General features: G+C 59.8%; 13 protein-coding genes. 6 read left to right on the top strand and 7 right to left on the bottom strand.

From position 1 onward, the window contains the following. Positions 1-269: 269 nt before the first annotated feature. Together PQQ86_RS22440 and PQQ86_RS22435 are read left to right on the top strand one after the other, a co-directional pair. A complete protein-coding gene (locus tag PQQ86_RS22440) occupies positions 270-1196 on the top strand; it encodes a LysR family transcriptional regulator (protein ID WP_408271781.1) in 927 nt (308 codons plus the stop codon). A gap of 132 nt (positions 1197-1328) precedes the next feature. Continuing rightward, positions 1329-2288, top strand: coding sequence for a D-2-hydroxyacid dehydrogenase family protein (locus tag PQQ86_RS22435; protein ID WP_408271778.1), 960 nt, complete (start codon positions 1329-1331; stop codon positions 2286-2288). A gap of 9 nt (positions 2289-2297) precedes the next feature. Here the strand turns inward: PQQ86_RS22435 and PQQ86_RS22430 are convergent, their stop codons facing one another. The 4 genes from PQQ86_RS22430 to PQQ86_RS22415 all read right to left on the bottom strand — a co-directional run bounded on the left by PQQ86_RS22430 (position 2298) and on the right by PQQ86_RS22415 (position 8631). Next, positions 2298-4067, bottom strand: coding sequence for an ABC transporter ATP-binding protein/permease (locus PQQ86_RS22430; RefSeq protein WP_408271775.1), 1770 nt, complete (start codon positions 4065-4067; stop codon positions 2298-2300). 60 nt (positions 4068-4127) lie between these two features. After that, entirely contained in the window at positions 4128-5684 is a 1557-nt protein-coding gene (locus PQQ86_RS22425; protein ID WP_408271772.1) for a T6SS phospholipase effector Tle1-like catalytic domain-containing protein, read from the bottom strand. 16 nt (positions 5685-5700) lie between these two features. Beyond that, positions 5701-7626, bottom strand: coding sequence for a potassium transporter Kup (locus PQQ86_RS22420; protein ID WP_408271770.1), 1926 nt, complete (start codon positions 7624-7626; stop codon positions 5701-5703). 201 nt (positions 7627-7827) lie between these two features. After that, the gene (locus tag PQQ86_RS22415; RefSeq protein WP_408271767.1) at positions 7828-8631 is read right to left on the bottom strand and encodes a helix-turn-helix transcriptional regulator; all 804 of its coding nucleotides are present in this window, start codon (positions 8629-8631) and stop codon (positions 7828-7830) included. Positions 8632-8786: 155 nt separating this feature from the next. Between PQQ86_RS22415 and PQQ86_RS22410 the strand changes: the two genes are divergently transcribed. The 3 genes from PQQ86_RS22410 to PQQ86_RS22400 all read left to right on the top strand — a co-directional run bounded on the left by PQQ86_RS22410 (position 8787) and on the right by PQQ86_RS22400 (position 12093). Beyond that, positions 8787-9899 (top strand): DmpA family aminopeptidase, encoded by a 1113-nt coding sequence (locus PQQ86_RS22410; protein ID WP_408271765.1) that lies wholly within the window; start codon positions 8787-8789, stop codon positions 9897-9899. Between the two features lie 49 nt (positions 9900-9948). Continuing rightward, positions 9949-11058, top strand: a complete 1110-nt coding sequence (locus tag PQQ86_RS22405) for a polyamine ABC transporter substrate-binding protein (protein ID WP_408271762.1) — start codon at positions 9949-9951, stop codon at positions 11056-11058. A 147-nt stretch (positions 11059-11205) separates the two neighbouring features. Beyond that, entirely contained in the window at positions 11206-12093 is an 888-nt protein-coding gene (locus tag PQQ86_RS22400) for an SDR family oxidoreductase (protein ID WP_408271759.1), read from the top strand. Between the two features lie 70 nt (positions 12094-12163). Here PQQ86_RS22400 and PQQ86_RS22395 read toward each other — a convergent pair whose 3' ends face one another. Beyond that, positions 12164-12526, bottom strand: a complete 363-nt coding sequence (locus tag PQQ86_RS22395; protein ID WP_408265849.1) for a translation initiation factor Sui1 — start codon at positions 12524-12526, stop codon at positions 12164-12166. Between the two features lie 20 nt (positions 12527-12546). Then, entirely contained in the window at positions 12547-13563 is a 1017-nt protein-coding gene (locus PQQ86_RS22390; RefSeq protein ID WP_408271755.1) for a DnaJ C-terminal domain-containing protein, read from the bottom strand. 348 nt (positions 13564-13911) lie between these two features. On the opposite strand from PQQ86_RS22390, the gene PQQ86_RS22385 reads away from it, so the two are divergent. Continuing rightward, positions 13912-14433: a hypothetical protein gene (locus PQQ86_RS22385; protein WP_408271752.1), complete on the top strand. Its 522-nt coding sequence runs from the start codon at positions 13912-13914 to the stop codon at positions 14431-14433. 161 nt (positions 14434-14594) lie between these two features. Here the strand turns inward: PQQ86_RS22385 and PQQ86_RS22380 are convergent, their stop codons facing one another. Next, the gene (locus PQQ86_RS22380) at positions 14595-14816 is read right to left on the bottom strand and encodes a zinc ribbon domain-containing protein (RefSeq protein ID WP_408271749.1); all 222 of its coding nucleotides are present in this window, start codon (positions 14814-14816) and stop codon (positions 14595-14597) included.

The raw sequence follows: 14816 nt of genomic DNA, 5'->3' as shown, positions 1-14816 counted from the left end.
CGATTTTTCCTGCGTGCCGGCCGTCCACCGGCTTGTGCTTCTGAAAAGGCCAATGGGCCGGCGTCCAGGACAACCGCGCCGCCTCGACATAGAATCGCGGGGCACAGTGCCCGGTCTCGCGCCTCGACCGATCGTCCTGCGAGGATTGCGCCCTATGGAACATAGGATGCCGGTCGCCAGGCGGATTGAAAACTTCTCAATGTTCAATAGAGGCATCGCCAACCGCGATGGGTGCCAGACGACCGGATAGCCAACCCGAAGGAGTAAGGATGCGTGTTTCAGCAGATCGGCCGTTGCGCCTCGACATGGAGTCCCTGCGCATTTTTGTGGCTGTCATTGAGGAGGGCAGCATTGCCGCGGCGGCAGCCCGCACGCATATCGTGGCGTCGGCGGTCAGTAAGCGCGTATCGGATCTCGAAGACGACGCCGGCACGCCGCTGTTATATCGGCACAGCCGCGGCGTGCAACCCACGCCGGCCGGCGAAGCGCTCTATCACCACGCGAAGCGGCTGAGCGAACACTTGCAGCAAATTTCGGATGAATTGTCTGAGTATTCGGCGGGGTTGAGGGGCCATACCCGGATTTACGTGAACTTTACGGCCATGGTCCAGTATCTGCCGGGTGTGTTGCGCACCTTCCTGCGCACCAATCCGAAGGTGCGGATCGATATGGCCGAGAAGTCGAGCGATGAAGTCGTGCAGGCGATCGCAAGCGGTGTCGCCGATCTCGGCATCTGCGCGGCGACCAGGGATGCCCTCGGCGATCTGCAATGGCGCCCATACAGCGTCGATAAGCTGGTCGTGATCGTGCCGTCGGATCATCGGCTCGCCGAGCGCGCGAGCGTGACCTTCGCGGAAGTTCTGGAGGACGACTTCGTCAGCATGCCGTACGGCACGTCCATTTCGAAGTTGTGCCGCGCCGCCGCTGAGCGTGCCGGTATGCGGCTTCGCGTACGCATCGAGGTAACCAGCTTCGAGGGCGTGCGCAACATGGTCAGCGCGGGTCTCGGCATTGGCGTGCTCCCCAAGGGAAGCGTGACGCCTTATATGCAGTCGGTGCCGTTTCGCGCCGTTGAGCTTGATGAACCGTGGTCGCTGCGGCCGCTGGTGATCATCGCCCGCAACTTTGAGACGCTGCCGCTGCCTGCTCGCATGCTGGTCGACCACCTCAACAAGCACCGGGACAACGAGTCATGAGGATTGTCATAAGTCGATAGTGAGCCATCGCGGCTCGCGATGGGTGGCGTCGTTACTTATTGATTTACGTGACGAGCCGGGATTCTTAGCATTCGGTTAGCAGCAACGTCTACAACCCATGGAGCAAGTAACATGAATCTGAAACTCCCGATCAAGGTCGCCGTCCTCGACGACTATCAGAACGTCGCGCTGAGCGTGGCAGACTGGTCGCCGCTTAAGGACCTGGCAGACGTGACGGTGTTCAACGATCACGTCGCTGATGTCGGGAGCCTGATTCAACGCCTGCAACCGTTCGACGTCGTATGCGTGATGCGAGAACGCACACCGCTGTCCCGCGTGGTTATCGAAAGCCTGCCGAACCTGAAGCTGATTGCCTCGACCGGCGCGGGGAATGTGTCGATCGATCAGGAGGCGGCTGCGGAACGCGGCATCGAAGTTCGTCATACGGGCTATTCGTCCACGCCGACGATCGAGATGACGTGGGCGTTGATTCTCGCGATGGCCCGCAATATTCCTCTCGAGACTCAATCAGTGCGTCAGGGAGGCTGGCAGCTTTCGCTTGGCGAACAACTCGCGGGCAAGACGCTCGGAGTGCTTGGTCTTGGCCATATCGGCTCGGCGGTCGGCATCATCGGGCGGGCATTCAGAATGAACGTCATCGCGTGGAGTGAGAACCTCACCGAGGAACGCGCCGCGGAAAAAGGCGTGCAGCGAGTCAGTAAGGATGTGCTGTTCTCCGCTTCCGATTTTCTGTCGATCCACTTGCGGTTTAGCGAGCGGACCCGAGGCCTGGTCGGCGCGACAGAACTCGCGCAGATGAAACCCACCAGCCGGCTGATCAATACGTCGAGAGGAGCGATCGTCGACAATGCGGCCCTGCTTCGGGCACTCACGACCGGTCAGATTGCCGGCGCTGCACTGGACGTGTACGAAGTCGAACCGCTCAGCAATCCGCACCCGCTGCGCGAATTGCCCAACGTGCTCGCAACGCCTCATATCGGCTATGTCTCGAAGGAGTTGTATCGCACCTTCTATGGCGATACGGTGCAGAACATCGTTAAGTGGCTTGAGGAAGCCGGAGGTTCTGCGTAAGGGTAGCGATCACTGCGGCGGTGTATATGCCACGGTGTGCCCACGCTCGTCTGTACGCGCAATATCGAGCGTCTCCTCATGGAATGTCGCAAGCGACTCGCGGTGCGTGACACTGACAATCGCCGCTTTCTGCAATCGCTCGGTCAACAGGCGATACAGATACGCTTCGTTCTCGGTATCGAGCGCACTCGTTGCTTCGTCGAGGAACACGTAGTCAGGCTTGTGCATCACCACACGTGCGACTGCCAGCCGCTGTTGCTCGCCGGGAGAAAGAATGCGCCACCAATGGTGCGATTCGTGCAATCGGTCGACGTAGCCCTCAAGCCGGCACAGACGCAGCGCCTCGCAACATTCCTCATCGCTGAAGTTGGTGGCCGCCGTGGGATAGGTGAGCGCAGTCTTCAAGGTGCCAACCGGCAGGTAGCTCTGCTGCGGGACGAACATCATGCGCGCGTTCACAGGTGCATCGATCGAGCCGTTTCCGAATGGCCAGAGACCCGCTAGTGCACGCAATAACGTGCTCTTGCCCGCGCCGGACGGCCCGCGCACGAGCCATCGCGAACCTGGCTTGACGGAAATGTCTCGCACACTCGCGAGCGTCTCGCCGTTGGGCAGCGCAAGCGTGAGCTTGTGCGTGGTGAGCTGGTTCTCGCCGACGTAGTGCAGATTAATGCCGCCATGCTCGGTGGCGGGCGAAACAGACTCCTTCAGATGAGGGTGCTGCATCACGCGCTTGAACTCGCGCAGACGATTGACGGTTGCGCGCCATTGAACGAGCGTGTCGTAATTGTTGATGAACCACGAAAGCGAATCGCTAACCGAACTGAATGCGTCGCCGATTTGCATCAGTGTGCCGAAACTCATCAAACCTGCGAAATAACGCGGCGACGCCACGACGATCGGAAAGATCTCGGCGATCTGAGCGTAGAAATTGAGCACGAAGCTATAGCGCCGCGTGTACTTCATCACCCGCCACCAGTTTTCACGAATCCGGCCGAACAGGTCCTGGGCGGTCGCTTCCTCGACACGCATCCCGTCGTAGAACGCAATCTGCTCGGCGTTTTCGCGCAGGCGGATCAGGCCAAACCGGAAATCCGCCTCGACGCGCTGCAACTGGTAGTTGATCGACACAAGCGGGTGACCGACTTTGTTGGTCAGGAGTGAGCCGACAATCGCATAGACGATCGCCGCCCACAGCATGTAGCCCGGAATCTGGACAGGCGTGCCGCCAATCTCGATTGCCAGCACGCCCGCTGTGCTCCATAAGATGGTCGAGAACCAGACCAGTGTTTCGAGCGTCGAGAGCAGATCGAGTGTGAGCGAAAGTGTGGTGTTGGCGAATGACGCGAGGTCGACAGCAACCCGCTGGTCAGGGTTGTCGGCGAGGCGGTCGCGCTCGATGCGATAGAAGGTGCCGTCGCCCAGCCATTCCTGCAGATAGCGTGTGGTCAGCCACTGGCGCCATCGGAAGCCAAGCATCTGGCGCAGATAGCGGTTGTAGACAGAGATCGCGACGAACGCGAACGCAAGCGCGCTGAAAAGCAGCATCAGCTGCGGGAATTCATGAACCTTCCTGCCTTCCAGTGCGTTGTAGAAATCACGGTTCCACGTGTTCAAGCGGGCGTTGATGCCGACCAGAACCAGGTCCATGACGATGATCGTAATCAGCGGACCCCACGCGGTCTTGCGCTCCTCGGAGACCCAGTACGGTCTGATCAGGCTCCAGGCTGAGACACGGTCCGCTTGCCCGGACGCAGGGCCGGAAGATTGGTCGCTCATGAACGCCCCTTAACGCGCCGTGAATGCGGATCGAGTGCACCTGACAAACTGTGTAACGCATCATGATGGTTGACCTGCTCCAGAACCTCCGGGTGCTGTTGCCGGCGCGGTCAGGTCTTCGTCTGAGTGCCGGTATGCCGTCCCCTTGCCACCTGGCAGCCCGCTTGATTCGGCAACTTCAACCCGCAGACTGCCTTGATTGTTCCAGTACGCCCAGCTGGCGTCGTTCGCAAAGCAATACAGGTAACCCGAGTAAGGAGCCTTGATCTCCATCTCTCTGCCAATTCTGAAGTAGAAGGGTTGAGGCGACACGCCTGCTTCGCTCGGTTCCCCCGGGTATGAAATTGCACCGCAGAGTTCGAACCAGTTCGCCCCTCTGACCCGCTTGGACCCTGCAAACAGGCGCTGCATCCAGTTACCAGGCGTGCCCTCAGCGCCCGATACGCTGTCCCCATCCAGCCATGTTTGACCTTCAGGCACCTTGAGCCGGTAGCTCACGCCCTCCTTCATGAAAATGCCTGTCCAGTTCCACAACGTGCTGGCGAAGACCCGCACCTGGACCCCTGTCCCAGGGTGGATGTTCGGTCGATAGGGAGCCTGAAAGATTGGCGGACTGGCCTGCCGCGCCAATGCCAGATCCGATATCGATTCGGAGCATATGCGTGAATCCTTCGCCAGATAGGGAAAGGACCGGGGACGAAATCCAATCTTCCTGTAAAAGCCTGTGAGTGAGTTGTGCAGGACGCCATGCACCGCGGATGGCGACAACTGACCCGCATCGGCTATCTGGTCCAACATCTTCGATTCAAATACCGCACCGCACTGCGCGGCCTCGGCAATCATCCATTTAAGTGTGGCATCAGAAAGTCCGGTCTCCTTGTAGCCGCCTCCAACGTCGGCGTGCACGCCAGGGAACCACACTTGCGTCACGCGTGCCGGGTCGCAACCATCCGCGTCCGTCCACAACGTTGGAAAGAAGGTGTTCCGCTGCTCATCAATGGCAAGGCCTTGTACCGCGCGTTCAACTTCTGGCGAAAGTGTCGTGTCATGAAATTCGAGGCGCTGTCTCCCTAAGCCGAACAAGTTCGCAATTTCAGGAATGCCGAGAGCGCCCACCGTCTCCCACACGCCAAGGAAGCGAATGGGAGGCGGTTTGCCATTCGCGCTGCAGAACCGTTCCTGCCGGCTGACGTTCTCCGGCATTTCTGGATCAAGGCGATATAGATTCCATGCCTGCTTGACTAGCGCCCAGCTTGCCTCGCCAGGAAGTCCACAACGGTGGAGCATGCCCACCAGGCTTCGCGCCGTAAACGCACCACGCGAAAAGCCAATGACAAAGATTTCAGAACCTTCCTCGTAATGGTCGGACAGCCACTTATACGCAGTTTGAATGTCTCGCGAGAGGCCCAATCCCAGCGCACCGTCTACGAGGCGACGAACCCGGCCTTCGTTGGCGCCAATGCCGACGTGGTAGTACCGGAATTGCTCGACGCCATCTTCGCCGTGGTCACTCAATGCGTTGAAAAAGCGAACGACATTGGTTGGAACGGGCACCCCCTGAAACTCGTCGCTATCCGAGTTCCATGTGCCGTCGCAGCAAACGAAAAGTCTCTTCATGTGTGCGGGTTCCACCTCATATTTCGACACGCGAGCCCAGTTCGATCACCCGGTTTGAGCTCAACTTGAAATAAGCCGCAGGGTTGCCGATATTGTGCGCCATCACGCTGAACAGTCGTTCGCGCCACACCGGCATGCCCTTGCCTCCCGTCGCCACCACGGTGGCATGACTGAGGAAATAGGACACCTTCGCCGGATCGACCACCAGGCCCTTCGGCTCGCAGTCGCGCAGCGCTTGCGGCAGGCTGGCCGTGTCCTTGAAGCCGTAGGCCACGACGATGCTGTGGCAGTTGTGGCCCAGCGGCGTAATCGCGACGCGCTGCTCGCGCGGCACATAGGGCACATCCGAGTTGGTCACGTGCACGAACAGCACGCGCTCGTGCAGCACGTGGTTGTGGGCCAGGTTATTGACCAGCGCGTGCGGCACGGTGTTGGGGTCGATGGTAAGGAACGCGGCAGTGCCGGGTACGCGTATCGTGTCCTTCGCGAGCAGGCTGTCCAGAAATCTGGCCAGCGGCAGCGCGCCGGCATGGACGCTGGCCTCTTCGATCATCAGCGCACGGCCGCGGTACCACGTGGACATAATGGTGAACATGATGGCGCCCAGCAGCAGCGGGAACCACCCGCCATCCACGAACTTGAGCAGGTTGGCCGAGAAGAACGCCAGATCGATGACGAAGAAGAAGCCCGTGGCCAGCACGCACAGCCACCAGTTGTAGTGCCATGCGTAGCGCACCACGTAGAACGTAAGGAACGTGGTGATCATCATCGTGCCCGTTACCGCGATACCGTAGGCCGAACCGAGCGCTGTAGAGGAACCGAAGCCCAGCACCGCCCCCACCACCGCGATCAGCAGCAGCCAGTTGATGGCAGGCACATAGATCTGGCCAACCTCACGTTCAGAGGTGTAGACGATGCCCATGCGCGGCATGAAGCCGAGTTGCATGGCCTGCTTGGTCATGGAAAACGCGCCGCTGATCACTGCCTGCGACGCGATCACAGTCGCCACCGTGGCCAGCACCACCATCGGGAATAGCGCCACCGACGGGAAGAGGTGGAAGAAGGGGTTGTCCACGGTCTTGGGGTCCGACAACAGCAGCGCGCCCTGGCCCAGGTAGTTGAGCGCCAGCGCGGGTAGCACCAGAGCGAACCACGACAGGCGGATCGGCGGCGCGCCGAAGTGGCCCATGTCGGCATACAGCGCCTCAGCGCCGGTCAGCGCCAGCACCACCGCACCGAGCGAGACAAAGGCCCGCCAGCCGTTGCGCATCAGGAATTCGAGGCCCACGAACGGGTTGAAAGCGGCCAGGATAGCCGGCGCGCGACTGATGGTGAGCAGTCCCGACACCGCAATCACGCCGAACCACAGCACCATCACCGGCCCGAACACCGCGCCGATGCCGGCCGTGCCGCGCCGCTGCACCAGGAACAAGGCGATCAGCACGACCAACGCGATCGACACTACGAAGGGCTTCAGCTGCGGCTCCGCCACTTCCAGCCCTTCCACCGCGCTGAGCACCGAGATCGCCGGCGTGATGACGCCGTCGCCGTAGAACAGCGCCGCACCGAACACACCGGCGAGCAGCAGCCCGTTGCGCAACCGGGGCCGGTCCATTACAGAACTGGAAGCCAGCGCCAGCAGCGCCATGATGCCGCCCTCGCCGTGATTATGGGCGCGCATGATCAGCGTCACATACTTCAGCGTCACCACGATGATCAACGACCAGACGATGAGCGACACCACGCCCAGCACATTGAAGCGGTCGAGCACCAGCCCGTGACCCGAGTCGAATACCGTGCTCATGGTGTAGAGCGGACTGGTACCGATATCGCCGAACACGATGCCGATGGCGGCCAGCGCCAGCTTGGGCATCGACCCGTGGCTGGTTTCCGCGGCATGGCCGGCAGGGGCGCCCGGTTGTTGGCCTGAAGACGATTCCATGAATGGCTCCTTCTCAGTGGGTGGGCCCCCCGGCCAGTGAACGGTGCGCCGGCGCTCAAGCGCCTGGCGGCCCGTCTGGTCACGCTGATCCTCCTGCAATGGGCTGATCAGCGGACGGCCTGTCCGTGACAGCGTACAGAATAAAGGGCGCGGTTCAAAGCCAGGCATCTCCTTAGCATCACCCAGCAGAACCGGTTCGCCTCAGTTCGTCTCCGGCTCTTCATCCATGATGAGCAGGAACAGTGTCGCTTGAGAGGAGATGTTCAGCTTCCTGTAAAGATTGCGCCGATGAACTTTGGCGGTAGCGGGTGACACGCCAAGCAGCCTTGCCATATTCTTGGTTGAATGACCGGCAAGAATCATCAGCGCGATTTCGATTTCGCGGTTGGTCAGCGACGCATTGGATCGCTTGCGCAACGCCTGTTCGAAGTGAAGGCGCCGATCACCTCCCGCGGGTGAACTTACCGGCGGCGGAAGCACCGCTGTCTGTGCTGCCAAGGCGTGGCACATCAACGGAAGCAACCATGCGCCGTAAAGACAGAGGGTTCCGATTTCAGTCGAGCTAAAGCGGCGTTCACTGCCCATCGATACAGACAGCGTTCCACCGGCGGGTAGCGGGGCCAACAACTGCACCTCATCTTCCAGCACGTTTACCGAAAAATAGCGGCGAAAATATTCGGTTTCCCGGAAGTGATCGGGCGCGACTTCGTCCAGACAATACACACCCGGACTGATCTCACCCAGGCTGAATTGATAGAAAGGGTCCAGCAAATAGACGCTGTTCAAATACCCCTTGAACAGTTCGGCGTTCGGCGTGCGCGACTGGATTTCCGCAATCAACTGGGGTTTCCCGTTGGGCCAGAAGATCACCACCACCCAGTTGTCAAAGTGGACCACTTTGCGCAACAGATCGATCAGTGCGTGCCAGAACTGTTTGTCGTCGAGCTTTTCGACCAGACGTCCAAGCCGCTGATGAAAGGCAACGTCCGATACATCAAGCTGCATGTCAGTTTCCCCCACTACCCCTTAAAGGGTAGCTCGTCCCATCGTTCTAGCCCTTCGGCCTGATTTTCACCCGTCGTCCCCCACCCTACCATCTCTGTACCCCGTCGCATGCGCGTCGGCAGGCTTGCTCGCAGCGAGCAACACAGGAGAAAAGTATGGGTATCAGAGACATCGGTGTTCGAGTTGGCCACGGCACGCCCGGTCCGTTTAACAGCATTACCGACGTGCAAGGCGTAAGAGTCGGTCATCGTACCCTGGTCGAAAACCGCACAGAAGCTTCGATTCGAACCGGCGTGACGATCATCGAACCGCGCGCCAGCATGGCACGGCTCGACCCATGTTTTGCCGGCTGTCATGTGCTCAACGGAAACGGCGATGCCACCGGCCTGGAATGGATCCGCGAATCAGGCTTGCTGACTACGCCTATCGCCTACACCAACACGCACAGCGTCGGCGTGGTTCGCGATGCATTGGTCGCCGCCGAACGCGCATGGGTCGGCGATAGCCAGTACTGGTGCATGCCGGTGGTACTGGAAACTTTCGATGGAGTGCTGAACGACATCTGGGGGCAGCATGTCACCGCCACGCACGTCCATGAGGCGCAAGCCGAAGCTCGCAGTGGACCGGTGGCCGAGGGTTCGGTTGGCGGTGGTACCGGCATGATTTGTCATGAGTTCAAAGGCGGTATCGGAACTGCATCACGCAAGCTCGCGGCAGAGGATGGTGGCTGGACCGTCGGCGCGCTGGTCCAGGCGAACTACGGCCGTCGCGACGCGCTGCGTGTAGCCGGCTATCCGGTGGGCGAAGTGCTGCGAGGTCTGCCGTCGCCATTCGACAGACGTCGTGCGGGTGTCCCCGGAATGGGATCGATCGTGGTGACGCTTGCCACCGACGCGCCGCTTCTGCCGCATCAGTGCGAGCAGATTGCACGGCGCGCGAGCATTGGATTAGCCCGCGTGGGAGGCGGCACCGAGTACTCCAGTGGCGACATCTTCATTGCCTTCTCGGTGGGTAACCGCGCCATACCGCCGGCGGATTACGGCAAGGCGATCGAGCCTGTCATCAGCGTGCGCAGCGTCATTCACGATTTCATTTCTCCGCTATTCGTCGCGGCTGCGGAAGCAGTCGAAGAAGCCATTCTCAACGCCCTCGTTGCTGCTGAAGATATGGACGGCCAAGGCGTTCATGTCCCCGCGCTCGGCGCCGCCCGTCTGCTGAAAGCACTGGAACAAGTTGGATGGCGCCGCGACCGCCCGATTGCTGACTAACGCTTCTTCCCGCTTGTATGAGTTTCTTCATTAAACCCGAAAGGCCGCTATGACACCCCGCCATCTCATCACTGTCGTCACTGGACTCCTCGCAGTTGCGGGGACGCTGGCTGCGACCGCAAACCATGCTCAAGCCGAAGAGCTGAATGTCTACAACTGGTCGGACAATATCGCCGACGACACCGTCTCTGGCTTCGAAAAGGAAACCGGCATTCACACGCGATACGACGTCTATGACGGCGACGACACCTTGCAGGCAAAGTTGTTAAGCGGGTCATCGGGCTATGACGTGGTGGTGCCGTCATCCAGCTATGCCGGCAAGCAGATTGAAGCAGGTGTCTATCGGAAGCTCGACAAGAGCAAGATTCCAAACCTGGCCAATCTGGATCCAGTGCTTATGAAGATGCTGGCGTCGGCCGATCCGGGCAATCAATACACCGTGCCATGGTCATGGGGAACAGACGGCATCGGTTACAACGCCACGAAAGTAACGCAAATATTAGGCAAGGACGCACCCTACGATAGTTGGGACCTGCTGTTCGATCCGCAATACGTTTCGAAGCTGAAAACCTGCGGCGTTTCCGTGCTCGACTCCGCGGAGGACGCATTCTCGGTGGGATTGATCTACCTGCATAAGGATCCCAACAGTAAGAACCCCGCCGATTATCAGGAAGTGTTCAAGCTGCTAAAAACGATTCGCCCGTACATCACCCAGTTCAATTCTTCCGGCTACATCAACGATCTCGCCAATAACGACGTCTGCATCGCGCTAGCGTGGTCGGGCGACGTCGGGATCGCGAAGCGGCGCGCAGAAGAGGCCCATCGCGCCTATGAAATTCGCTACGTTATTCCCAAGGGCGACGGCGTGTTGTGGTTCGATCTGATGGGTGTTCCTAAAGATGCGCCGCACCCTGAAGCTGCAATGCAATGGATCAATTACATCCTTCAGCCTAAGGTTAGCGCGGCGATCACCAATCAGGTTTTCTATCCGAACGCTAACGCTTCGGCCCGTGCTTTTGTGAAGCCGGCGATTCTCGACAACGAAGCGGTTTACCCTCGCGGTGAAAAGATGAAATCGCTCACACTGTCATTGCCTTTGCCGGCCGATATCCTGCGCCTTGAAAACAGGCTGTGGACACAGCTTAAGGCCGGGCGCTGAGGTTGAAGCGGATCGACGTATTGCGTCAACGTTGGGCTGGCCGGCCGACATCGGGATCCTGTTAGTTCTTTTCATAGGATGACGTCACCACTTCAACAGAACGGGAAATGGTCAGATAGTCGCGGTGACAATCACGGAGGTTTCACTATGCGTATCTTTCTGACGGGCGCAACAGGCTTCATCGGTGCGGCCATCGTTCCCGAACTCATCAACGCGGGTCATCACGTGATCGGCATGACGCGTTCGGACGCGGGAGCGCAAGCGCTTATCGATGCAGGGGCGGAGGTACATCGCGGAACCCTGGAGGATCCGGAGAGTCTGCGCAGCGGCGCCGCAAATGCAGATGCCGTCATCCATACGGCGTTCGATCACGATTTCTCAAGGTTCGTGGAGAACTGCGAAAAGGACAAGCGTGCGATCGCGGCACTCGGTTCCGTGCTCGCCGGCTCCGACCGTCCTTTGATCATCACCTCGGGGACCGGCATGGGTAGTGGTGAGCACGGTCAACTGGCGACCGAGGATGTCTTCAATGTCAGCCATCCCAATCCGCGGATCGCATCTGAGGTTGCTGGGAATGCTCTTCTGGAGGCGGGTGTCAACGTGTCGGTGGTACGTCTACCGCAGGTTCACAACCCGTTCAAGCAGGGTCTCATCTCGCCGCTCGTTGCTATCGCTCGGGAGAAAGGCGTTAGCGCCTTCGTGGGCGAGGGCCGCAACCGCTGGCCGGCCGGCCATCTCTCCGATGTGGCACGTCTCTATCGGCTTGCTGTAGAAAAGCGCCAACAGGGGGCTCGATATCATGCGGTCGGCGAAGAAGGGATCAGCAGCCGCGAAATCGCCGAGGCGCTTGGTCGGGGTTTGAACTTGCCCGTCGTTTCGATCAGCCCGGGTGAAGCGGCATCGCATTTTGGATGGATGGCAATGTTTGTTGGCCTGGATATGCCGGCCTCAAGTGTTCAGACTCAAGCCCGGTTGAACTGGCATCCAACCGGGCCGACGCTCATCGCCGATCTCAACGAAGCGCGGTATGTCTAGTCACTTTCGTTGATCGGTCCGGAGCTGGGTGGGATCAATCGATGCCGTGGGTCAACGCTCATTGAAGCGATTAGCCCCCGGCGCGCTTCGCGCTGTGGCCGTACTTCTTGAGCGCTTCGATGACCCGCTCGCAATGGTCACCCTGTACTTCAATCACGCCATCCTTGACCGTCCCACCGGAGCCGCAAGCCGTGCGCAATTGCTTGCCTAACACGGCCAAGGCAAGAGGATCGAGCGCCAACCCTTTAACGATCGTCACGCTTTTGCCGCCCCGACCCTTGGTCTCGCGTGACACTCGCACCACACCATCGCCTGCCGGTAATGCCCTGGCAACCGTCTTGCAGATACATTCCGCGAGCGCCTTTCTGCATTCGGGACACATCTGTCCGCCATCGGTCGAATAAACAAGGCCGCCTTTTGAACTATGTTTCATGATTGGTTTTTTCAAAGACACTACTTGGCTGCGAAGCTCCGGCTCGATTGCGAGTGTGCAGGAATTGCCTGCATTCCCCGACGCCCCGCATCCGCAAACATCTCACGCAGCCGTTGTCGTTCGTCGTCGGTGAGATGTGATGCCGCAGCCGGCATCGCGAGCACCAGTTGCAGCGTCAGGTCACCGCGCGAGCCGTTGCGGTCCGTGAGTCCATGTCCGCGCAGACGGATCGTACTGCCCTGTTGCGCGTTCGGCGGAATCGTCATCTGGTGTGCACGGCCCAGGATCTGCGCTTCGAAGTTACCGCCGAGTGTGGCGGTCACGAAATCAACCTGAATCTCGCTTGCGAGATTCAGGCCGTCACGACGAAAGGCCGCGCTGCACACAATCGCAATCGAGAAGATCGCGTCGCCCGGCGGACCACCGTTCGGCCCAGGATGACCGCCACCTTCGACGACAAGACGCTGGCCATCCCACACACCCGCTGGAATCTTCACTGTCTCGGACTTCCGAGAGGTTCTGATACCCGTGCCAAGACACGCTTGACACCGCTCACTCGCAGGCGGGCGACCGCTACCCCCACAGGCGATGCAGTGCATGCCCGAAACCGACAGACCGCTGCCGTTGCAGCTCGCGCACTGGGCGCCCCTTTCTTGACATGGGTGACACGGTCCCCTCACCGCATAACTCGCTTCGACCTCGCCACCGTGAATCGCGGCTTCGAGCGGCACGAAAAGTTCGATCAGGCAGTTCGCGCCGCGCATCGGAGGCGAGCTGCGGTGTTCGCTTGAATAGGCCGGCTTGTCGCGGTGCTCAGTCGATGCCGCCACCGGACTGGACATGGGCAGCTCACGCTCGCCGGTCAGAATCTCAAACGCCTCCTGAATGCGCTTGAACACGGGCTCGACTGTCGATTCACGCCCCTTGTTGCGATCGGGGTGGTACTTCGCTCTTAGCCGTCGATACGCGCGCTTGACGTCTGCCGGCGACGCAGTGCCCGGCAACTTCAGCCGCCTATAGTATTCGTCCAGACTCACGCATTTCCCCCGCATTTCTTTCCGTACGCGCAAGTCTATCAAGACGCGGTGAAAGGACTGTCAGTTGTCGAAACGTCATCTCATCTGCTGCGTTCAGTCGTTGGACCTGCGACCTTCGTCTTCGCCCACACCTTACAAAGTAATAGCTAGAAAGTATAAAAGTACGACGAATCTGCGCGTAAACGATAATTTGTATGAAGAATTAATTGTGGCTGCCGTTAACTGAATACATGGAGCACTTGCCGTATCCCCGGACGGTATTGCCGACTACCCGGCCACAACGCATCACGGCAACCGTACGATCACGACGAGTTCAACGCCTGCGAAGTCCCCGCAAACCGCGCTGCATTGGAAGCCTTGTGCAACCGGTATCTGCTCAAATCGAAGAGAGTCGCTTTCCTGATCGGCAGTCGCGGCAATGACCCGGAAACCGCGAAGGTCCTGCTCGAGGTAGCCGAAAAATTTTGCATTCCCGTTGCAACCACGCTATCGGGAAAGGGCGCGTTTCCTGAGGATCATGTCCTTTCGCTCGGCGTATACGGATTCTCGGGCCACTCGCGGGCCGTTCGCGTCATCAACTCGGACGAGCTCGACGTCCTCGTCGTGTTCGGCAGCGATCTGAATCAGCGCGACAGCATGAACTGGACAGAAAGGCTGACTGCCTGGAAGGAACTGATCATCTTCGACGACAGCTTCGACGCACCCGCGACGGGGCATGTCGCGCGCGGCAGGGTTTTCTCCGGGATTGGCGCCACATTCCGCTCGCTGTCCCAGATGGACACGGACCGGAGCGCCGACTTTCACACGGTGCTGGAAAGCTTTTGCCGCTTCGCTGGGTGTCGCGTCGCGCAGGGTCGAGCGCCTCGATGACCTGGCAGATGCGCTGAGCGAGGCGTCCCGGCTCAATGGTCCATTCCTGATCGAAGTGATGACCGGTGTCTTTCCGGCACCGAATCGGTACTATGCGGAATGCGCCGCTTGAACAGCAGCTATCAAGGTGCAACTGTCGTTTGCGCAGTCGGGTCGGCTTTCTAGCGACAGCAACCGCAGCCGCCTTGATGCCTCAAGCCATAAGCCCCTTCTTCCGCCGGCATGTTCCCGCCGCGCTGCGCCAGCAACACCGTCGCACCGCTGGCGACGCGCGGCGACAGCAGGCCGCACTCCGGGCACGGCGTTCGCTCATCTCGCCTCGCGATCGGGCGGATGGAATCGAACGTCCCGCATGCATCGCAGGCATATTCATAAATTGGCAT

The organism is Paraburkholderia sediminicola (assembly GCF_046026675.1).
GTDB lineage: Bacteria > Pseudomonadota > Gammaproteobacteria > Burkholderiales > Burkholderiaceae > Paraburkholderia > Paraburkholderia sediminicola_F.
Note: the sequence above shows the minus strand (reverse complement) of the source record. Positions and strands in the feature narration are given on the sequence as shown.

Bases quoted from the DNA above. Each gene is read 5' to 3' on its own strand.
- PQQ86_RS22405 (WP_408271762.1), top strand. From the start codon at position 9,949: ATGACACCCCGCCATCTCATCACTGTCGTCACTGGACTCCTCGCAGTT.
- PQQ86_RS22420 (WP_408271770.1), bottom strand. From the start codon at position 7,626: ATGGAATCGTCTTCAGGCCAACAACCGGGCGCCCCTGCCGGCCATGCC.
- PQQ86_RS22435 (WP_408271778.1), top strand. From the start codon at position 1,329: ATGAATCTGAAACTCCCGATCAAGGTCGCCGTCCTCGACGACTATCAG.
- PQQ86_RS22395 (WP_408265849.1), bottom strand. From the start codon at position 12,526: ATGAAACATAGTTCAAAAGGCGGCCTTGTTTATTCGACCGATGGCGGA.
- PQQ86_RS22440 (WP_408271781.1), top strand. From the start codon at position 270: ATGCGTGTTTCAGCAGATCGGCCGTTGCGCCTCGACATGGAGTCCCTG.
- PQQ86_RS22380 (WP_408271749.1), bottom strand. From the start codon at position 14,816: ATGCCAATTTATGAATATGCCTGCGATGCATGCGGGACGTTCGATTCC.
- PQQ86_RS22430 (WP_408271775.1), bottom strand. From the start codon at position 4,067: ATGAGCGACCAATCTTCCGGCCCTGCGTCCGGGCAAGCGGACCGTGTC.
- PQQ86_RS22415 (WP_408271767.1), bottom strand. From the start codon at position 8,631: ATGCAGCTTGATGTATCGGACGTTGCCTTTCATCAGCGGCTTGGACGT.
- PQQ86_RS22400 (WP_408271759.1), top strand. From the start codon at position 11,206: ATGCGTATCTTTCTGACGGGCGCAACAGGCTTCATCGGTGCGGCCATC.
- PQQ86_RS22425 (WP_408271772.1), bottom strand. From the start codon at position 5,684: ATGAAGAGACTTTTCGTTTGCTGCGACGGCACATGGAACTCGGATAGC.
- PQQ86_RS22410 (WP_408271765.1), top strand. From the start codon at position 8,787: ATGGGTATCAGAGACATCGGTGTTCGAGTTGGCCACGGCACGCCCGGT.